Source organism: Streptomyces sp. NBC_00012 (assembly GCF_045040875.1).
In the GTDB taxonomy this organism is placed as follows: Bacteria; Actinomycetota; Actinomycetes; order Streptomycetales; family Streptomycetaceae; genus Streptomyces.
The window spans coordinates 5,155,446-5,174,017 of sequence record NZ_CP108309.1 but is presented as its reverse complement, the minus strand read 5'-3'; the positions used below and the strand labels follow the sequence as shown (position 1 = coordinate 5,174,017).

The following is an 18,572-nucleotide window of genomic DNA, read 5'->3' as shown; positions in this document are numbered from 1 at the left end:
CCCGCACCACGAGTTGCCGGGGCCCTCCCACACGGAAAGCATTGGAGGGTGAGTGACGACGTCGCGTATCTCCGTTTCCCGCACCTCCACGACGATCTGCTCTGCTTCGCGGCCGAGGACGACCTGTGGGTCGCCCCCCTCGCGCCCGAGGGGGAGCGGCCCGGCCGCGCCTGGCGGCTGACCATCGACCGGACCCGTGTCAGCCATCCGCGCTTCTCACCCGACGGGAGCCGCATCGCGTACACGACCTGGCGCAGCCTCGATCCCGAGATCCATCTCGCGCCGGTGGACGGCGGCCCGGCCCGCCGGCTCACCTACTGGGGTTCGACGGACACCCGGGTCTGCGGCTGGACCCCCGACCCTCCGGACGCCGCCCACATCCTCGCCGTGTCCTCGCACAACCAGCCGTTCTCGCATATCTCCTGGGCCTACAGCGTCCCCACCGACGGCAGCCCCGGCGGCAAGCTGCCCTGGGGCCCGGTCGCCGACATCGCGGTCGCCGACATCGACGGCGAGCGGCGCACCCTGCTCCTGACCGGCACCCCGCCGCACGAACCGGCCGCCTGGAAGCGGTACCGGGGCGGTGCGACCGGCCGGCTCTGGCTGCACGGCAAGCGGCTGCTGCCGGGCATCGGCGGTCATCTCGCCTCACCGATGTTCGTCGGCGGCCGGATCGCGTTCCTCTCCGACCACGAGGGCGTCGGCAATCTCTACTCCTGCCGTCCCGACGGCGGCGACCTGCGCCGCCACACGGACCACGACGCCTTCTACGCCCGGCACGCCTCCAGCGACGGGCACCGGGTCGTCTACCAGTGCGCGGGCGATCTGTGGCTGGTGGACGACCTGGCCTCGCCGGACGCGGTGCCGCGCAAGCTGGAGGTCCGGCTCGGCGGGCCGCGCACCGGACGGCGTGTCCACCAGGTCCCGGCCGCCAGCAACGTCGACTCGCTCTCCGTGGACGAGACGGGCCGGGCCAGCGCGGTCACCGTACGCGGCAGCCTGTACTGGCTCACCCACCGCGACGGCCCCGCCCGCACCATCGCCGACACCCCCGGCGTCCGGGTCCGGCTGCCCGAGATGCTCGGCAGCGGCGGCCAGGTCGCCTACGTCACCGACGCCGACGGCGAGGACGCGATCGAGATCGCCTACCTGCCGCGCGCCAGCGGCGACCGTGAGCCGCGCCGGCTGGCCTCCGGGCAGCTCGGCAGGGTGCAGGAGCTGATCGCCGACCCGGACGGCGAACGCCTCGCCATCGCGACGAACGACGGGCGGCTGCTGCTCCTGGACACGGACGAGGAGATCCCCACCACCGCACCCACCGAGCTGATCCGCTCGATCAACGGCCCGGTCCGCGATCTGGCGTTCTCCCCGGACGGCGCCTGGCTGACCTGGTCGCACCCCGGGATCGGCCGCTCGCTGCGCCAGATCAAGCTGGCCCGCATCCTGGGCACCGGAGCGCCCGTGATCGTCGATGTCACCAACGGCCGCTTCGAGGACGAGAACCCCGTCTTCACCGGCGACGGCCGCTATCTCGCCTTCCTCTCCTGGCGCGGCTTCGACCCTGTGTACGACGTCCACACCGGCGATCTCTCCTTCCCGCTGGGCTGCCGCCCGTACCTGGTGCCGCTCTCCTCCGCCACCCCCTCCCCCTTCGCCCTCTCCCCCGAGGGCCGCCCGGCGGCGGGCGGTCTCGACCCGGCCGACGACACCGCCGACCTCGGCACGGGCGAGGGCCCGTCGACGGTCACCGTGGAGTTCGAAGGCCTGGAGAGCCGGGTGACACCCTTCCCGGTCTCCGCGTCCAAGTACTCGGCCCTGCACCCGGTGAGCGGCGGCGGGCTGGTCTGGCTGCGCTGGCCGATCTCCGGCGCGCTCGGCGAGACCTTCGCCAACCCGGCGGACATGTCGGGCCGCCCCACCCTCGAACACTTCAACATCACCAAGGCCCGGAAGACCGAACTGGTCGCCCATCTCGACTGGTTCGCGGTCAGCGGCGACGCGACCCGGCTGGTCGTCATGGACGAGGGCGAGCTGCGCGCCGTACCCGCCACCGAGACCGGCGACAGCGACACCACCGTCTACCTGGACCTGCGCCGCATTCTGCACGAGGTCGACCCGGCGGCGGAGTGGCGGCAGGCGTACGAGGAGGGCGGCCGCATCATCCGCTCCTACTTCTGGGAGCCGGACATGTGCGGCATCGACTGGACGGCGGTGCTCGACCAGTACCGCCCGCTGGTCGAACGGGTCGCCTCCCCCGACGAGTTCGCCGATCTGATGCGCGAGGTCCTGGGCGAACTGGGCACCTCGCACGCGTACGTGACCCCGGCCCGCCGCAACGAGGGCCCGCCGCACTACCAGCGGGCGATCGGCCTGCTCGGCGCGAACCTGGTGTGCCGGGACGGCGAGTGGATGGTCCGGCGCATCCTGCCGGGCGACTCCTCCGACTCCAAGGCCCGTTCCCCGCTGGCCGGTACGGGCGTCCGGGAGGGCGCGGTACTCACCCATGTCGACGGCCGCCCGGTCGATCCGGTGACCGGCCCCTACCCGCTCCTCACGGCGGCGGGCGGCACCACCGTCGAGCTGACCTTCCGCCCGGCCGGGGACGAGGGCCGCCCCCGCCGCGTCGCCGTCGTACCGCTGGTCGACGAACGGCCGCTGCGCTACCAGGACTGGGTGGCCAAACGCCGGGAAGTCGTACGGGAGTTGAGCGGCGGCAAGTGCGGCTATCTGCACATCCCCGACATGGGCGGATCGGGCTGGGCCCAGTTCAACCGGGACCTGCGCCTAGAGGTGTCCCGGCCGGCTCTCATCGTCGACGTGCGCGGCAACGCGGGCGGTCACATCAGCGAGCTGGTGGTCGAGAAGCTGACCCGCACGATCCTCGGCTGGGACCTGACCCGCAACGCCCAGCCGGTCAGTTACGCCTCCAACGCGCCCCGGGGGCCGGTGGTCGCCCTGGCCGACGAGGCGACATCCTCCGACGGCGACATGATCACCGCCGCGTTCCGCCTGCTGAAGCTCGGCCCGGTGGTGGGCCAGCGGACCTGGGGCGGCGTGGTCGGCATGACCGGCCGGACCCGGCTGGGCGACGGCACGGTCATCACGGTGCCGATGAACGCGGCGTGGTTCGACACCTACGGCTGGTCGGTCGAGAACCACGGCGTCGAACCGGACCTGGAGGCACTGCGCACCCCCCTCGACTGGGCGGAGGGACGGTACGCGGTACTCGATGACGCGGTACGGGTGGCCCTGGACCTGCTGGCCGCCCAGCCGGCGGCCACCCCACCGACGTACGACGACGTCCCGGACCGGCGACGGCCGCCGTTGCCGCCGCGGTAGCGGACCGTCCGCGGCGGGCGCCCGGGTCGGCGGACTCCTCGGAGTGCGGGGCCGGCGCGCACGAGTGCTCGCCCATGGACCACATCCGGCACACGACCGTTTTCACGTCAACCACCCTGCGACAGCCAATACTTGGCGGTTTCGGGCCAAACACCGATTCTCTTCGCTGCCACCCGGCGCACAAGGTCAGGATGATGCGCGCCCGCCGGTACAACCGGCACCAACAGATGGGTGAAACAGTGAGAAAGTCCGTGATCCCCCTTGTCGCACTCGCCATGCTGGCGCTGCCCCTGGCAGGCCAAGCGACAGCCTCGCCGACGGGGATCCAGGGGGCCGAATCGCAGCCCTGCCCCCAAGAAGTGTGGGTAGGGGGAGACCTTTCATGCACTATCAGCTACACGGGGTCCAAGTGGTACAGCGGCGACTGGGTTGCGCTCCACGCCACTGCTGACAACCTCTGGGTCAACGGGTACACCCCCAACAACGTCGACTTCAAGGTTCGTGTGGTCAACGCGGTCGGCTACCACGACTCGCCGTGGGCGCGAGGCGGCACGGGCAACGGGCTCTCCCTGGGCGGGATCTTCCCGACGGACGTCCGTGGTGGACATCTGATCTACGCAAACGGACAGGACCTGTCTGTTTGGTGATTTAGCCACGTGCTGACCCGGTTGCAGCGGATCCCGGACCGGCGGCGTCCGCCCCTGTCACCGAGTCGGGCGTGATCTGGCTCACGCCCTGTCACAGCTCCTCTCCGTCCGGTGTCTTGATGCCGAAAGCAGGCAACGGAACGGACGGAGACACACCATGAACAAGAACACCGGCGTGGTCGTGATCGGCGGAGGTTACGCGGGCGTCACCGCCGCCAACCGGCTGGCCCAGCAGGCCGACGTGACCGTGACGCTGATCAACCCGCGCCCCGACTTCGTCGAGCGCATCCGCCTCCACCAGCTGGTCGGCGGCAGCAATGACGCCGTCGTCGACTACGGGGAGGTCCTGGCCGGGAACATCCGGCTGGTGGTCGACAGCGTGGCGACGATCGACGCGGCCGGGCGCGGTGTGGAACTGACGGGCGGCTCCACGGTCGGCTACGACTACCTGATCTACGCGGTGGGCAGCGGCAGCGCCGAACCGGACGTGCCCGGCGCGGCGGAGTTCGCCCACCCGATCGCCACCCTGGAGGAGGCGCGGAGGCTGCGCCCGCTGGTCGACGCGGCACCCGCGACGGCCCCGGTGACCGTGGTCGGATCGGGCCCGACCGGCATCGAGACCGCCGCCGAACTGGCGGAGGAGGGACGGGCGGTGACCCTGGTCTGCGGCGAGGTGCTCGGCCCGTATCTGCACCCCCGGGGCCGCCGCTCGGTCGCCCGGACCCTCGCCGCACTCGGTGTGACCGTGATCGAGGGCCCCGGCGCGCGGGTGGCCGCCGTGACCCGTGATGCCGTACGGCTCGACGACGGCCGCGAACTCCCCAGCCGGGTCACCGTCTGGGCCGCCGGATTCAGCGTGCCGGACCTGGCCGCCCGCAGCGGGCTGAGCACCGACGCCGTGGGCCGCCTGCGCACCGACGAGACCCTGACGAGCGTGGACGACCCGCGCATCGTCGCGGCCGGGGACGCGGCGGCACCGGCCGACGCACCGTTCCGGATGAGCTGCCAGGCCGCGGGCCAGCTGGGCTCGCGCGCCGCCCGCACGGTGCTCAGCCGGATCGCGGGCGAGCAACCCGCGCCCCTCAAGGTGCGGTTCGCCGGCCAGTGCATGAGCCTGGGCCGCGGCACCGGGTTCTTCCAGTTCGCCTCGATGGACGACCGCGCGAACCCGCTGTACCTCGGTGGCCGCCCCGGTGCGAAGCTCAAGGAGATCGTCTGCAGGGCCACCGTCAAGCAGCTGGTGAACGAGGCACGCAGGAGCGGCCCGCGCCCCGAACCGGGCAAGGCACCGGCCACCGCCGGGCGAACGGCCTGAAGACCGGGAGCCGAAGAGAGGCATGAAGTGAACGACGACCACGCCACCACCGACCCGGCGACCGAGTCCTTCGTCGCCCATCGCAACCTGCTCTTCACCGTCGCCTACGAAATGCTCGGATCGGCGGCCGACGCGGAGGACGTCCTCCAGGAGACCTGGCTGCGATGGGTCGGGGTCGACCAGGAAAAGGTGCAGGACCAGCGCGCCTACCTGGTCCGGATCACCACCCGGCAGTCGCTCAACCGGCTGCGCACGCTGTCGCGCCGCAAGGAGGCGTACGTCGGCCCCTGGCTTCCCGAACCGGTGCTCACCGCGCCGGACGTGGCCGAGGACGTCGAACTCGCCGAGAGCGTGTCGATGGCCTTGATGCTCGTCCTGGAAACCCTGTCGCCGACGGAGCGCGCCGTCTTCGTGCTGCGCGAGGTCTTCGCCGTCGACTACGACGAGATCGCCGCCGCCGTCGAGAAGACCCCCGCGGCCGTCCGCCAGATCGCGCACCGTGCCCGCCGCCACGTCGACGCCCGCCGCCCCCGTGCGGCGGTCTCGGCGAGCGTGTCCCGGGCGGCGGTGGATTCGTTCCGGCGCGCCCTGGAGACCGGGGACCTCCAGGGCCTCCTCGACGTGCTCGCCCCCGACGTGGTCCTCCTCGGCGACGGCGGCGGCATCAAGCAGGCCGCGCGGCGGCCGATCATCGGCGCCGACAAGGTGGCCCGCTACCTCGTCGGAGGAACCGGCAAGAACACCGCCACGATCACCATCAGCCCCACCCTGGCCAACGGCAACCCGGCGTTCCTGCTGCGCCTGGACGGCGAGATCGACGGCGTCGTGGCGTTCCGGATCGAGGATGCCCACATCACCGGCCTCTACTACGTACGCAACCCGGAGAAGCTGACCCGCGTCGACTCCGAGACCCCGCTCACCCTGCGCTGACCCCCTTCACCGGTCCGCCCCTCGGCGAGGAGCGGGCCGGGGGCCCGCAGCTCGCACCAGACCGTCTTCCCGTACGGCCGCTGCTCGATCCCCCACCGCAGCGCCAACGCGTCAACGAGCACCAGCCCCCGCCCCGACTCGTCACCGCCGGACGCGGTACGCAGCGCGGGCCAGGCACACGGCTCGGGATCGCTCAGCTCGACCCTGACCCTGCCGGTACGCGTACCGCTGACCCGGAGCGTGACCGGCGTCCCCTCCCCGAGATGCACGATCACATTGGTCAGCAACTCGCTGACGCAGAGCAGCAGATCGGGCGAGTCCACACCCCCGCACCGCTCCCGCAGGGTGCGCCGCATCTCCGGTACGGCCTTCGGCACGGCGAGCAGGTCCACCGCGATCGGCAACGGGCTCATCCCCCGGCCGCCGAACGCAACACCTCGGCCATCCGGCGCGCGGTCGCCACATTGCAGTTCCCGAGCGAGACCAGCGGCGGCCGGGTCGACCTCGCGGCGAGGGTCAGCGGATCGACACCGAGCGAGGGCAGGGTGATGCCGTGCGCGGCGAGCACGGCACGGAGCTCGTCGATGTCCGGACCGATGTCGTGGCCGGTGAAGCCGTAGATGTCGTCCATGGGGGGAAGTCCACCTTTCGTTGCCGACTGTGACGAACCCCTCACACGCTGCCGCACCGGCCTCTACCGTGAAAGGACTTCCCGCTCCACAACGCACAGCGCGAAAGGCGGTCAACAGTGGCCACACGCAAGGAGATCGACGGCTCGGCGGGCGTCCCCCAGTTCTACGGCAAGGAACTCCGCTTCAAGCGGGAGGAGGCGGGCCTGACCCTGGAGAAGCTGGTGGACGGCAGCTTCTACGGCATCACGTACCTGAGCGAGATCGAGCACGGCCACCGCCGGATGCCCGAAGATCTGGCCCAGCACGTGGACCGGGTGCTGGGGACGGACGGGTTCTTCGGCCGGCGGTGCGGGGACGTGCGGAAGGCCAAGCAGGGCGCCCACTCCTCGTACTTCGCTGGGGTCGTGGAGGCGGAGACGCGGGCCCGGGCCATCGCCGAGTGGTCCGGCACGCTGATCCCGGGGCTACTTCAGACCAGGTCGTACGCCGACGCCGTCATCCGCTCCGCGCACACTTTGGACACGCCGGAGGAGGTCGAAGCCAAGATCGACGCTCGACTGCAACGAGCCCGGCTCTTCGACAACCCCAAGAAGCCCGAGTATTGGGTGATCCTGCACGAGGCCCTGATCCGCCATTCCATCATCCCGCCTGTGGAGATGGCCGAGCAGTTGGAACACATCACCACCCTGGTACGGCGCCGCCGCGTCGTTGCACAAATCCTTCCGTGGAACGGCCCGACCCGGGCGCTTACAGAGCTGCCGCTCTTTCTCATGGACTTCGACAACGAGCCACCGCTGCTCTACACCGAGGGCTCGTACCACGGACAGACCATCGACGATCCGTCCATCGTCATGCGCTACCGCAAGGCATACGATCGGCTCAGGGCCGCCGCCTTGCCGCCAGAGGCGTCCCTCGAACTGATCGAGAAGGTGGCTGAGGAGTACCGGAATGGCCAGCATCGTTCTTGATCTCAGCGCTGCCACCTGGCGCAAGAGCAGCCACAGCAATGGCGATGGTGGCAACTGCCTCGAAGTCGCCCAGGAGTTCGCCCGCTGGCGCAAGAGCAGCCACAGCAACACCTCGGGCGGCAACTGCGTCGAAGTCGCGGACGGCCATCAAGACCTCGTCCCCGTCCGCGACTCCAAGCGCCCCGAAGGACCCGTGCTCGTCATCCCCGCGTCCGCGTGGACGCCGTTCGTCGAGGCCGTCAAGGCGTCCTGACCCCGGGAAGCCCGTGCCCCACGGGCTTCCGCGTTCCCTGGTCGAAAGGCCGGGGAACAGGACACTATCGGCCATGTGCCTGACAACCTGACCAAGCCCGAGAGCGCGGAACCCGACTACGACGTCGTCATCAGCGGATCCGGCCTCGCCGGCAGCACCGCCGCGATCCTGCTCGCTCGACGCGGCGTCCGCGTCGCACTGCTGGAGCGCCGCTCGGACCCCGAGGCGTACAAGGTGCTCTGCACCCACTCCATCACGGCCAACGCCTACCCGGTGCTGGACGAGCTCGGCCTCGTCCCGGCTCTTGAAGAGGCGGGGGCCGTCCGCAACGACGCCCGCTGGCATACCCGTTGGGGATGGATCGAGCCGAATGCCCCATCGGACGGCCCCGACCTGCCGCACGGGTACAACGTCCGGCGCAGCACTCTCGACCCGTTGATCAGGGCCCGTGCGGTGGAGACCCCCGGTGTCGATCTGCTCCTCGGTCACCGCGTGACCGGGCTGGTCCGGGAGGCCGGGCGAACCGTGGGGGTGCGGGCGTCGACGCCGGAGGGCGAGCGCGAGATCCGGGCCCGCCTCGTGGTCGGCGCCGATGGCAAGGACTCGGCGGTGGCGAAGTTCGCCGAGATGCCCACCAAGCAGTACGAGAACGGGCGGTTCGGCTATCTCGCGCACTTCCGCGGCCTTCCACTGCCCGGCGGGATCGGCCAGGCCTGGTTCCTCGAACCCGACATGGCGTACGCGTTCCCGAACGACGACGGGGTGACGGTCCTCGCGGTGCTCCCGGACAAGAAGCGGCTGCCGGCCTTCAAGGAGGATCTGGAGGGCAGCTTCCTCGAATTCGTCCGCGCTCTGCCCGAGGCACCGCCCATCGACTCCGCCGAACGAGTGTCGAAGATCATCGGCACGGTCGACTACCCGCTCCACACCCGCAGGCCGACCGCACCGGGCGTCGCGCTCATCGGCGACGCGGCCCTGACCAGTGACCCGCTGTGGGGCGTGGGATGCGGGTGGGCCCTGCAGACCGCGCAATGGCTGACCGAGGCGGTCGCCCCGGCCGCGACCGGGCTGCGGGAAGACCTCGACGCATCCCTCACCGCGTACGCGCGCACGCACCGGCGCAGGCTGACCGGCCACCAGCAGCTGGCCGCCGACTACGCCAAGTCCCGCCCGTTCAAAGCCATGGAACGGCTGATGTTCGCGGCGGCGGCGCGCGACACATCGATGGCGCGGCACATGTACCTGTTCGCAGCCCGTCTGATCGGTCCGCTGGGATTTCTGAAGCCGACGGCCGTCGCCAGGGCTCTGGTCGTCAACATCAAGCACCGCTGACGGCGGGCGCGCGGGAAGGCAGGCTCAGGATTCCCTTGATCGGTCACGCATGGTTCCTGCCGGTCTCACGACTGCGGAGACGAGTGCTCCGCACCTCAGATTCCGCTCAACTCTCCGCAGTCACACGGGATTCGGTGGGAGCGTGTGCGCGACCGCGTGCAGATGGTCAGGGAAGTGTTCCTCCTGGAAGGGTTCGATTCGATATGAAATCCATGCGCCGATGCCTGACGACGGGCCTGTCCCTGCTGTTCCTGGGGGCGGGGATCGGATTCGCGCCCGCTGCGGTCGCGGACGTCAATACGGCAGCGACCTGCACTCATCCCAGCTGGTCCAACAAGGACGCGGGGGTGGATCACGTGCGCTACGAGCTGCTTGAAGGGGCTCCCGTCAGGACCGGCCCCAACGAAGGCTGTGGCGTGGTGGGCAGGCCCGACTGGAACTTCGATGTCTACCTGCACTGCTACACCGTCAACAGCGCGGGGAACACCTGGAGTCACGTCCGGGCGTACAACCGCTTCGACGGCCGGGAGTACAGCGGCTGGATCTATGACAGGAACCTCGACGAATTCGGCTCCACCAAGCCCTGCTGAGGATATCTGGCGCCCCCCGACGGCCGCCGGTGACAGCGCGGCGAGCGCCGTCGGGCAGGGCCGGACCCACTTCCGAGCCGGCCGCTGCATAAGCTGACTGATTCAGCGACCACGGGAGTGAGACGACATGGGCGACCGGGACACGGACCTGTTCGGCAACGACCTCACGTACGACGACATCAAGGCCGCCACCGAGCGGACCGCCGGGCGCATCCGCCCGGTCACCGTCGCGCCCGTGGCGCCGGGAGCGATCCGCGAGGGGCGCCCCCTCGGCGGCCGGGGCGAGCAGCCCTACGAGGTCTGGTTCGCCCTGGAGTTCATGCAGTACACCGGCTCCTTCAAGGCGCGCGGCGCGCAGAACTTCATCCAGGCCCACCGCGAGGCAGGCACCCTGCCGGACGCGGGGGTCACCATCGCCTCCGGTGGCAACGCCGGGCTGGCCTGCGCGTGGGCCGCCCAGCAGCAGGGCGTACGCGCCACGGTGTTCCTGCCGAGCGTCGCCCCGGCGGTGAAGATCGCCAAGCTGCGCGGCTACGGGGCGGACGTGCGGATCGTCGGCGCGGAGTACGCCGAAGCCCTCGAAGCGTGCGAGGAGTTCGCCGTATCGTCCGGCGCGCTCGCCGCGCACGCCTACGACCACCCGTTGATCGCCGCCGGGGCCGGCACCCTGCTGGAGGAGATCCACGCCCGTATCCCTGGCCTGGACACCGTGGTGGTCTCGGTCGGCGGCGGCGGCCTGTTCGCCGGTGTCGCCACCGCCGCCCGGCACCACAAGGTCCGCACGGTCGCCGTCGAACCGGAGAACTGCCGGGCGCTGAACGCCGCGCTGGAAGCCGGCCGGCCGGTCGACGTCCCCGTCGACTCGATCGCCATCGACGCCCTCGGCGCCCGACGGGCCACCACCCTGGCCCTGCACGCCGCCCGCGAGAACGACGTCCGCTCCGTCCTGGTGCCGGACGGCGAGATCGCCCGCGCCCGCCAGGCGTTGTGGGACCACCGCCGCGTCGCCGTCGAGCACGCGGCCGCCACCGCGCTGGCCGCGCTCACCGCACCGGACCTTCCGGACGGGCCGGCGGAGCCGGGCGGCGGCTACCGGCCGCGCGACGGCGAGCGGATCGCCGTGGTGCTGTGCGGGGCGAACACCGACCCGGGCGATCTGGTGCGTCCGGCTCCCGAGAACTGAGACCGGCACCACCGAAGGCCCCGGCCCGCGCCGCGCGAAAGGGGCGCACCCGGAGATCCGGGCGCGCCCCTCACAGACAATGCGCGGTGTCGCGATCGCCGGTCAGCGCTCGCGGCGCTCGCGGAGCTCGTCCGCAGCGCCCCGGGCCTTGTCACGGCCCTGCTGCGACGTCTTCGAGGCCCGCTCGGACACGTTCTGCATCCGCTCCCGGCCTTCGGTGCGCGTCCGCTCCTGGCCTTCGGTGCGCGTCCGCTCCTGGCCTTCCGTGCGGCCCTCGCCGGCCTTCTTCGCCTGGTCGGCGAGGGCCTGCGCCTTGTCCTTGAACTGGTCTGCGATACCCATGCTGTTCACTCCTAGTGGATGCTTGGGGGCGGTCCGTGAGGACCTCGTTCAGCGTCGCAGGAGCCGGCACCCACCGCATGTCGATCACTTACGCTGCGTAGCCGCCGCCCTCGCGTCCTGGTCAGCGGCGCCCCCGGCGCCCACGAGCCCCTTGCTCACGCTGTCCAGCCGCGAGCCGAACCTGCGGACCTCCCGCTGGCCGACGACACCGATCAGCGAGGGCAGGTAGCCCCGCACCGACTGCATCCCGCGCAGCCACCACTGGGCGTACACGTGTGGGGACCGGCGCTCGACACCGGCGACGATCCGGTCGACGGCGGGGCCCAGCGGGTACGTGCGGTTGGCCGGCCAGGGCAGCCGCTGGCGCAGTTCCCGCATCACGTCGTCCTGGTCGGCGCCCCGCACCATGTCGGTGTCGGTCCAGGACAGGTAGCCGACCCCGACCTTCACGCCCCGGTGGGCGACCTCGGCCCGCAGGCTGTGCGCGAACGCCTCCACGCCCGACTTGGACGCGCAGTACGCGGTCATCATCGGCGCCGGCGTCATGGCCGCGAGCGAGGCGATCTGGAGGAAGTAGCCGCGGCTCTCCATCAGCACCGGCAGGAACGCCCGCCCGGTCACCGCGCCGCCTATCAGGTTGACCTCGATGACCCGACGCCACGCCTCCGGGTCCGAGTCGACGAACGGTCCGCCCGCCGCGACCCCGGCGTTGGCGACGACGACGTCGATCTTCCCGAACCGCGCCTTGACCTCCTGGGCGACCCGCGCCATCGCCTCGTGGTCGGTGACGTCCGCGAACCAGTGGTCGCTCTCCGAGTGCAGCCGCTCGGAGACCTTCTTCAGCTCGTCCGGCTCCAGGCCGACCAGCGCGAGCTTCGCGCCGCGCGCCGAGAGCTTGCGGGCCAGCAGTTCACCCACGCCGCGCGCCGCGCCCGTGACGACGACGACCTGTCCTTCGAGACTCCGCCTGCCGCTCATGCGACCTCCTCCTTCTCGGCCGTACCCGTGCCGTCCGTACCCGTACCCGTACCCGTACCCGCGCTCGCGCCTACCGGGAGGTACGCGGTGACCAGCTCCCGGATCTTCGCCGTGACCGCCTCCGGCGCCTCCACCGGTGTCATGTGGCCCTGGCCCGTCAGTTCGGTGAGCCCCAGGCCCTCGGGCAGCGCGGCCGCTATGGACCGGGCGTGCCCGATCGGGGTGAGCCGGTCCGCCGTGCCCGCGACCACCGCCGTGGGCACCCGCAACTCCCGTACGCCAGCGTCGAGATCGAGGTCCGCGAGAACCCGTCCCCAGGCGGCCCTGGCCTTCCTCGGGCAGGCGTGCACGATCCGGGCACAGGTCTCGACCCGCTCCGGAGCCGACCCCGCTCCCATCGTGGCGTACTTGAGCACCCGCCGGGTAATCGGCGTGACCGGTCCCAGCGGGGCCGACGCCACGAGGACCGCCCGGGTCATCCGGGTCCGCACCGACCCGGCCCGCGTCGGTACCACCACCGACTCGGCGGGCAGCCGCGAACTCCCGGTGCTGCACAGCAGTACGGCGGCCGCGTGCTCGCGCAGCCCGGCCCGCCGGGCTGCAGCCATGATCGTCATGCCGCCCATGGAGTGCCCGCCGAGCACGGCCTTCTCACCCGGTTCCAGGGTGGCGGCCAGCACCGCTTCCAGGTCGTCGGCGAGGGCGTCGGTGCTGTATCCGCCGGGGGCGACCGCGGGCGAACCGCCGTGGCCCCGCTGGTCGTAGACGACGACCCGGTGGTCCACCGCGAGGTCCCTGATCTGCGCGTCCCAGAAGCGGGTGCTGCACGTCCAGCCGTGCGCGAGGACCACGGCGGGAGCGCCGTCCCGCCCGTGCACCTCGACGTGGATGCGGGCGCCGTCGGCGGAGCGCACCGTGAGTTCGCGCGCGGGGACCGGCGGGGCGCCGTCGCGCCGCAGCAGCCAGCTCATCCCACGACCTCCTCTGCGACGGCCTTCCCGGCCGCCGGTTCCTTCGCGGCGGTGGCCTGCTTCGGTATCCGCACGACCTCGTACTCCGAGAGGTCGACGGCCCGTGTCGCCCTGCGGAAATCGGCGGTGGTGCCCGGCCAGACCGTGGTGTTGCGCCCGTTGGCGTCCAGGTACCAGCTGTTGCAGCCGCCGGTGTTCCACACGGTGCGCTTCATCCGCTCCTGGACGCGGCGGTTCCAGGACCCGACCGCCGAGGTGCGCGCGTCGAGCGCGACGCGGCCGCCCAGCACGTTCAGCTGGCGCAGGTAGTCGGCCATGTAGTTCAGCTGGGACTCGATCATCAGGATCATCGAGGAGTTCCCGAGCCCGGTGTTGGGGCCGATGACCGTCATGAAGTTGGGGAAGCCGGCGGCGCTGGCGCCGCGCAGCGCCTGCATGCCGTCCTTCCAGGACTCGGCGAGCGTGATGCCGTCCGCGCCCACCACGCGCTCGGCGATCGGCATGTCGGTGACGTGGAAACCGGTGCCGAAGATGATCGCGTCGACCTCGGTCTCCGTACCGTCGGAGGCGACGAGCGTGGAGCCGCGCACCTCGGCCAGACCGGAGGCGACCACGTCCACGTTGGGCTTCGCGAGCGCCGGGTAGTAGGCGCTGGAGAGCAGGATGCGCTTGCAGCCGATGCGGTACGAGGGGGTCAGCTTGGCCCGCAGCTCCGGGTCCTTGATCGCCCGCGCCATGTTGGCCTTGGCTATCTTCTCGACCAGGCCCAGCTCGCCGGGGTGCTTGGTGAAGGCGCTGACCTGCAACTCCCGTATGCCCCAGAGCAGTCCGCGGCGGGCCGTGCCGGTGACCGGCAGGGCGCGGTGCAGCCAGCGCTCGGCGCCGCTGATCTTCCGGTCCATGCGCGGCATGACCCAGGGCGGGGTGCGCTGGAAGAGCGTCAGGCTGCCGACCTCCGGCTGGATGGCGGGCACGATCTGGATGGCGGAGGCGCCGGTGCCGATCACGGCGACGCGCTTGCCGGCCAGATCGGCGTCGTGGTCCCAGCGGGCCGAGTGGAAGACCTTGCCGGGGAAGTCGGCGAGACCGGGGATGTCCGGCGTCTTCGGGTCGGAGAGCGGGCCGCTCGCGGAGACCACGACATCGGCGGTGAAACCGGCCCCGTTCGCCGTCTCGATGACCCAGTGCAGCTCCTCGCGGTCCCAGCGCGTGATCGTCACTTCATGGCCGAGGCGCAGGTGCGGGCGCAGCCCGAAGGTGTCCGCGACATGCTCCAGGTAGGCGCGGATGTGCTGCTGCCCGGAGAAGGTGCGCGGCCACTCGGGGTTGGGCGCGAACGAGAACGAGTAGAGGTGGGACGGTACGTCGCAGGCGCAGCCCGGATAGCTGTTGTCGCGCCAGGTGCCGCCGACGGAATCGGCCCGCTCCAGGACGACGAAGTCCGTGATGCCTTCGCGGCGCAGCCGGACCGCGGCCCCGAGGCCCCCGAATCCGGATCCGATCACCGCCACTCGTACGTGCTCGTGCTGGGCCATGTTGCCGCCTCCCGCGGTACGTCACACGACTCTGCCAGCAATCACTGGCATTGTTGGGAGAGTAGAGCAGCTCCGTACCGATGGGTAGGGGTACGGAGAGGGAAAGTTACCGGCGGTACAACTACCGGCCTCCCCCACGGAGGAGGCCGGTAGGGTGCGGGTGTGGCTGAAGGACGCGAGCACCGCGAATACCGCATGGAGGAGCTGGCCAAGGAGGCCGGCATCCCGGTGCGGACCGTGCGCTTCTACCGGGAGCGCGGACTGATCTCGCCGCCCCGCCGCGAGGGGCGCATCGCCTGGTACGACGACCACCACCTGGCCCGGCTGCGCACCATCACGGGCCTGCTGGAACGCGGCCACACCCTCACCGGCATCGCCGATCTCGCCCGCACCTTCGAGAGCGGCCGCGATGTCGCCGAGGTGCTGGGCCTGGGCGAGCCGACCGAGGAGACGCCGGTGCGCCTCACCCCCGAGCAGCTCGCGGACTACTTCGAGGGCGAGACCACCCCGGAGAACCTGGCCGCCGCTCTCGAACTGGGCTATCTCGCCACCGACGGCGACGAGATCGTCCACATCAGCCGCCGCCTGCTGGAGGTGTCCTCCGAGCTGGTGCGCGAAGGGGTGCCGCTCGCCACGGTGCTGGCGGCCGGCCACCGCGTTCGCGAGCACGCCGACGCGCTCGCCGAACTCTTCGTGGGCGTCCTGGAGAACCAGGGCGGCCACGGCGACGAGGCCGAACCGCCCCAGCTCCGGCCGCTGGCCCGCGCGGTGATGGACGCCGAGCTGTCCATGGCGCTGGACCGGCGACTGCGCCGCGAGAGCACCGGCGAACCGCCGCGGGACCCCACCCCCTGACGGGCGGTCACGCGACGGCGGCCGCCGGTCCGGCATTCCCGTTCGCACGCCGGAATGCTTCCCGGACCGGGCCGCCCCGCACTCTCTCCGTTCGCACGCTCTACTGTTCGAAGACCACCGTCACCGGCGCGTGGTCGCTCCAGCGCTCGGCGTGCGTCGCGGCCCGCTCGACCCAGCCCTTCACCGCGCGCCCGGCCAGTCCGGGCGTCGCCACCTGGTAGTCGATGCGCCAGCCGGTGTCGTTGTCGAAGGCCCGCCCGCGGTAGGACCACCACGAGTACGGCCCCTCCTCGTCGGGGTGCAGCGCCCGTACGACATCGACGTACTCGGCCTCGCCGAAGACCCGGGTCAGCCACTCCCGCTCCTCGGGGAGGAAGCCGGAGTTCTTCTTGTTGCCCTTCCAGTTCTTGAGGTCCGCCTCCTGGTGGGCGATGTTCCAGTCACCGCAGACCACCACCTCGCGGCCACTGTCCGCGGCCCGCTTCCGCAGCCCCTTCAGATACGGGAGGAACGCGGCCATGAACCGCTCCTTCTCGTCCTGCTTCTCGGTGCCGACCTCACCGGAGGGCAGATACAGGCTCGCGACCGTGACGCCCGGCAGATCGATCTCGGCATAGCGCCCGCTCGCGTCGAACTCCTCGCTCCCGGCGTCCCCGAACCCGCCGAACCCGATCTGCACGCGCTCCGGCGCACGCCGCGTGTAGAGGGAGACACCGGCCCGCCCCTTGGCGGCGGCCGGTGCGTGCACGGTGTGCCAGCCGGCCGGCTCACGCACCTCCTCGGGCAGTTGCTGCGGCTCGGCCCGCACCTCCTGGAGGCAGATCACATCGGCTTCAGTCCGGGCCAGCCACTCGACGAAGCCCTTCTTGGCGGCGGCACGGAGCCCGTTGACATTGACGGAGGTGACAGTCAGCATCCAGGCACGATACCGACATTCATCTCACGCATACATGTACGCTAATCCGCATGAATATCCACCCTCGGTCCTTCGACCACCCCGACGCCGTCAAACTCAACGACCAGGTGCAGCTCGAATACGCCGAGCGGTACGGGGACGAGGGCGATGTCACACCGCTGGACCCCTCGATGTTCGAGCCGCCCCACGGTCTGTATCTGCTCGCCTACGACGAGCGGGACCGCCCCGTCGCCACCGGCGGCTGGCGCACCCAGGACCGTAACGACGAGGGCTACTCGGACGGCGACGCCGAGCTCAAGCGGATGTTCGTGATACCCGAGGGCCGGGGCACGGGGCTGGCCCGCCGCATCCTGGCCGCCCTGGAGGAGGACGCGCGGGCGGCGGGCCGTATCCGCATGGTGCTGGAGACCGGGGACCGGCAGCCCGAGGCGATCGCGCTCTACGCCTCCAGTGGCTACGCCCCGTGCGAGAAGTTCGGCCACTACCGCATGTACGAGAGCAGCCGCTGCTTCGCGAAGCCGCTGCGGTAGCGGCCGTGCCGCCGACAACGGCCGTACCGCCCGGCCGTCAGGCGCCGGCGGCGTACCGCCAGAACTCCCGCATCAGCGGGGGCGGAGTCGGTCCGGCCATCTCCAGCTGGGTCAGCAGAATGGAGACGGCGCCGGTGGCGGGCGTGAGGTGTCCCGCCGTTCCCGTGCCGCCCACCCAGCCGTAGCGCCCCGGAACGTTCCAGGGGTCGATGGCCTCGACGTCCACCGACCCTCCGTAGCCCCAGCCCTGGCCCTCCAGGAACAGCCTGCCGCTGTCGCGCTGCGCCTGCGTCAGATGGTCGGTGGTCATCAGCCGCACCGATTCCTCCGACAGCACCCGGCGCCCGTCCCCGCTACCCCCGTCTCCCCCGGCGAGCAGCATCCGGGCGAAGGCGTACCAGTCGTCGGCGGTCGAGACCAGCCCGCCGGCGCCGGACGGAAACGCGGGCACGCGGGCCCACTGCCCGTCCGGGGCATCGACCAACAGGAGCCCGCCACCCTCCGGATCGGCCCGGTAGTAACCGGCGAACCGGTCGGCCTTCGCCGCCGGAACGGCGAATCCGGTGTCGGTCATGCCCAGCGGCTCGAACAGCCGCTCCGCCAGGAACTCGGGCAGCGACCGGTCCGAGACCCGGGCGATCAGCACCCCGAGAATGTCGGAGCAGGTGTTGTACAGCCATTCCTCGCCCGGCTGGTGGAGCAGCGGGATACGGGACAGCGCGTCCATCCACGCGTCCGGCGCCGGGACGAGCTGCGGTTGCGGCGGCCCCTGCTTCAGCTCGCTGAACAGCAGCCGGACCGCGGGCAGCGAGAAGTCGGACGGGAAGCCGTACCCGGCCCGGAAGGTGAGCAGGTCCTCCACCGTGATGACCCGGTCGGCGGGAACCACGTCGTCGGCCGGGGAGGCCGGCGTACGGACCACCATCGGTGCCGCCAGCTCCGGCAGCCACTGCCGGACCGGCTCGTTCAGTGCGATCCGGCCGTCCTCGACCAGCATCATGACGGCGGCGGCGGTGACGGGCTTGGTCATCGACGCGATGCGGAAGATCGAGTCCCGGCCCATCGGGACCGCCCCCTCCACGTCGGCCGACCCGACGGCCACCACCTCGGCCCGGTCCCCCCGGGCCACCAGCCCCACGGCCCCGGGCGCCGCCCCGTCACCGACATGCTTCTTCAGGACATCGTTCAGATCGGTCATCGGTCCACCTTCCCGCTCATCCACCTGGAAAGCAGGACCGCCGCACCGCCGAGAACTC

19 protein-coding genes are annotated in these 18,572 nt (G+C 71.3%); 11 read left to right on the top strand and 8 right to left on the bottom strand.

From position 1 onward, the window contains the following. The first annotated feature begins 48 nt into the window (after positions 1-48). The 4 genes from OHA19_RS23865 to OHA19_RS23850 all read left to right on the top strand — a co-directional run bounded on the left by OHA19_RS23865 (position 49) and on the right by OHA19_RS23850 (position 6,231). A complete protein-coding gene (locus OHA19_RS23865) occupies positions 49-3,339 on the top strand; it encodes a S41 family peptidase (RefSeq protein ID WP_405751472.1) in 3,291 nt (1,096 codons plus the stop codon). Positions 3,340-3,413: 74 nt separating this feature from the next. Beyond that, on the top strand, positions 3,414-3,986 hold the full coding sequence (locus OHA19_RS23860; protein WP_405751470.1) for a hypothetical protein: 573 nt from the start codon (positions 3,414-3,416) through the stop codon (positions 3,984-3,986). A gap of 157 nt (positions 3,987-4,143) precedes the next feature. Further along, the gene (locus tag OHA19_RS23855; protein WP_405751467.1) at positions 4,144-5,301 is read left to right on the top strand and encodes an NAD(P)/FAD-dependent oxidoreductase; all 1,158 of its coding nucleotides are present in this window, start codon (positions 4,144-4,146) and stop codon (positions 5,299-5,301) included. A gap of 27 nt (positions 5,302-5,328) precedes the next feature. After that, positions 5,329-6,231 carry an RNA polymerase sigma-70 factor gene (locus OHA19_RS23850; RefSeq protein WP_405751464.1) on the top strand — a complete coding sequence of 301 codons (903 nt, stop codon included), beginning with the start codon at positions 5,329-5,331 and terminating at the stop codon, positions 6,229-6,231. Here the strand turns inward: OHA19_RS23850 and OHA19_RS23845 are convergent. Together OHA19_RS23845 and OHA19_RS23840 are read right to left on the bottom strand one after the other, a co-directional pair. Next, positions 6,168-6,644 carry an ATP-binding protein gene (locus OHA19_RS23845; protein WP_405751462.1) on the bottom strand — a complete coding sequence of 159 codons (477 nt, stop codon included), beginning with the start codon at positions 6,642-6,644 and terminating at the stop codon, positions 6,168-6,170. The two genes, OHA19_RS23850 and OHA19_RS23845, sit on opposite strands and share 64 nt — an antisense overlap. Next, entirely contained in the window at positions 6,641-6,862 is a 222-nt protein-coding gene (locus OHA19_RS23840) for a hypothetical protein (protein ID WP_405713508.1), read from the bottom strand. Before OHA19_RS23840 ends, OHA19_RS23845 begins: the two co-directional genes overlap by 4 nt. A 117-nt stretch (positions 6,863-6,979) precedes the next feature. Between OHA19_RS23840 and OHA19_RS23835 the strand changes: the two genes are divergently transcribed. From OHA19_RS23835 to OHA19_RS23815, 5 genes are all read left to right on the top strand, one after another. Next, entirely contained in the window at positions 6,980-7,831 is an 852-nt protein-coding gene (locus tag OHA19_RS23835; protein ID WP_405713509.1) for a helix-turn-helix domain-containing protein, read from the top strand. Next, the gene (locus OHA19_RS23830; protein ID WP_405713511.1) at positions 7,812-8,084 is read left to right on the top strand and encodes a DUF397 domain-containing protein; all 273 of its coding nucleotides are present in this window, start codon (positions 7,812-7,814) and stop codon (positions 8,082-8,084) included. The genes OHA19_RS23835 and OHA19_RS23830 overlap by 20 nt, the downstream gene beginning before the upstream one ends. 75 nt (positions 8,085-8,159) lie before the next feature. Further along, positions 8,160-9,416 carry an NAD(P)/FAD-dependent oxidoreductase gene (locus tag OHA19_RS23825; protein WP_405751459.1) on the top strand — a complete coding sequence of 419 codons (1,257 nt, stop codon included), beginning with the start codon at positions 8,160-8,162 and terminating at the stop codon, positions 9,414-9,416. Between the two features lie 203 nt (positions 9,417-9,619). Further along, complete coding sequence (locus OHA19_RS23820; RefSeq protein ID WP_405713515.1) at positions 9,620-10,006, top strand: SH3 domain-containing protein; 387 nt, start codon at positions 9,620-9,622, stop codon at positions 10,004-10,006. Positions 10,007-10,133: 127 nt separating this feature from the next. Next, a complete protein-coding gene (locus OHA19_RS23815; protein WP_405713517.1) occupies positions 10,134-11,189 on the top strand; it encodes a threonine/serine dehydratase in 1,056 nt (351 codons plus the stop codon). Between the two features lie 102 nt (positions 11,190-11,291). On the opposite strand, the gene OHA19_RS23810 is transcribed toward OHA19_RS23815, so the two are convergent. From OHA19_RS23810 to OHA19_RS23795, 4 genes are all read right to left on the bottom strand, one after another. Continuing rightward, positions 11,292-11,531: a hypothetical protein gene (locus OHA19_RS23810; RefSeq protein ID WP_405713519.1), complete on the bottom strand. Its 240-nt coding sequence runs from the start codon at positions 11,529-11,531 to the stop codon at positions 11,292-11,294. An 84-nt stretch (positions 11,532-11,615) separates the two neighbouring features. Further along, positions 11,616-12,509, bottom strand: a complete 894-nt coding sequence (locus OHA19_RS23805; protein ID WP_405713520.1) for an SDR family oxidoreductase — start codon at positions 12,507-12,509, stop codon at positions 11,616-11,618. Then, positions 12,506-13,480 carry an alpha/beta fold hydrolase gene (locus OHA19_RS23800; RefSeq protein WP_405751456.1) on the bottom strand — a complete coding sequence of 325 codons (975 nt, stop codon included), beginning with the start codon at positions 13,478-13,480 and terminating at the stop codon, positions 12,506-12,508. Before OHA19_RS23800 ends, OHA19_RS23805 begins: the two co-directional genes overlap by 4 nt. Beyond that, the gene (locus OHA19_RS23795) at positions 13,477-15,015 is read right to left on the bottom strand and encodes a flavin-containing monooxygenase (protein ID WP_405713523.1); all 1,539 of its coding nucleotides are present in this window, start codon (positions 15,013-15,015) and stop codon (positions 13,477-13,479) included. Before OHA19_RS23795 ends, OHA19_RS23800 begins: the two co-directional genes overlap by 4 nt. A 195-nt stretch (positions 15,016-15,210) precedes the next feature. Between OHA19_RS23795 and OHA19_RS23790 the strand changes: the two genes are divergently transcribed. Further along, the gene (locus tag OHA19_RS23790) at positions 15,211-15,870 is read left to right on the top strand and encodes a MerR family transcriptional regulator (RefSeq protein ID WP_405721558.1); all 660 of its coding nucleotides are present in this window, start codon (positions 15,211-15,213) and stop codon (positions 15,868-15,870) included. 100 nt (positions 15,871-15,970) lie between these two features. Here the strand turns inward: OHA19_RS23790 and OHA19_RS23785 are convergent, their stop codons facing one another. After that, positions 15,971-16,786, bottom strand: coding sequence for an exodeoxyribonuclease III (locus tag OHA19_RS23785; RefSeq protein WP_405713525.1), 816 nt, complete (start codon positions 16,784-16,786; stop codon positions 15,971-15,973). A 50-nt stretch (positions 16,787-16,836) separates the two neighbouring features. Between OHA19_RS23785 and OHA19_RS23780 the strand changes: the two genes are divergently transcribed. Then, positions 16,837-17,316, top strand: a complete 480-nt coding sequence (locus OHA19_RS23780; protein WP_405713527.1) for a GNAT family N-acetyltransferase — start codon at positions 16,837-16,839, stop codon at positions 17,314-17,316. Between the two features lie 37 nt (positions 17,317-17,353). On the opposite strand, the gene OHA19_RS23775 is transcribed toward OHA19_RS23780, so the two are convergent. Then, the gene (locus OHA19_RS23775; protein WP_405751453.1) at positions 17,354-18,514 is read right to left on the bottom strand and encodes a serine hydrolase domain-containing protein; all 1,161 of its coding nucleotides are present in this window, start codon (positions 18,512-18,514) and stop codon (positions 17,354-17,356) included. Between the last annotated feature and the right edge of the window lie 58 nt (positions 18,515-18,572).

Bases quoted from the DNA above. Each gene is read 5' to 3' on its own strand.
- OHA19_RS23785 (WP_405713525.1), bottom strand. From the start codon at position 16,786: ATGCTGACTGTCACCTCCGTCAATGTCAACGGGCTCCGTGCCGCCGCC.
- OHA19_RS23795 (WP_405713523.1), bottom strand. From the start codon at position 15,015: ATGGCCCAGCACGAGCACGTACGAGTGGCGGTGATCGGATCCGGATTC.
- OHA19_RS23860 (WP_405751470.1), top strand. From the start codon at position 3,414: ATGGACCACATCCGGCACACGACCGTTTTCACGTCAACCACCCTGCGA.
- OHA19_RS23830 (WP_405713511.1), top strand. From the start codon at position 7,812: ATGGCCAGCATCGTTCTTGATCTCAGCGCTGCCACCTGGCGCAAGAGC.
- OHA19_RS23775 (WP_405751453.1), bottom strand. From the start codon at position 18,514: ATGACCGATCTGAACGATGTCCTGAAGAAGCATGTCGGTGACGGGGCG.
- OHA19_RS23810 (WP_405713519.1), bottom strand. From the start codon at position 11,531: ATGGGTATCGCAGACCAGTTCAAGGACAAGGCGCAGGCCCTCGCCGAC.
- OHA19_RS23805 (WP_405713520.1), bottom strand. From the start codon at position 12,509: ATGAGCGGCAGGCGGAGTCTCGAAGGACAGGTCGTCGTCGTCACGGGC.
- OHA19_RS23815 (WP_405713517.1), top strand. From the start codon at position 10,134: ATGGGCGACCGGGACACGGACCTGTTCGGCAACGACCTCACGTACGAC.
- OHA19_RS23820 (WP_405713515.1), top strand. From the start codon at position 9,620: ATGAAATCCATGCGCCGATGCCTGACGACGGGCCTGTCCCTGCTGTTC.
- OHA19_RS23840 (WP_405713508.1), bottom strand. From the start codon at position 6,862: ATGGACGACATCTACGGCTTCACCGGCCACGACATCGGTCCGGACATC.
- OHA19_RS23780 (WP_405713527.1), top strand. From the start codon at position 16,837: ATGAATATCCACCCTCGGTCCTTCGACCACCCCGACGCCGTCAAACTC.
- OHA19_RS23845 (WP_405751462.1), bottom strand. From the start codon at position 6,644: ATGAGCCCGTTGCCGATCGCGGTGGACCTGCTCGCCGTGCCGAAGGCC.
- OHA19_RS23790 (WP_405721558.1), top strand. From the start codon at position 15,211: ATGGAGGAGCTGGCCAAGGAGGCCGGCATCCCGGTGCGGACCGTGCGC.
- OHA19_RS23855 (WP_405751467.1), top strand. From the start codon at position 4,144: ATGAACAAGAACACCGGCGTGGTCGTGATCGGCGGAGGTTACGCGGGC.
- OHA19_RS23800 (WP_405751456.1), bottom strand. From the start codon at position 13,480: ATGAGCTGGCTGCTGCGGCGCGACGGCGCCCCGCCGGTCCCCGCGCGC.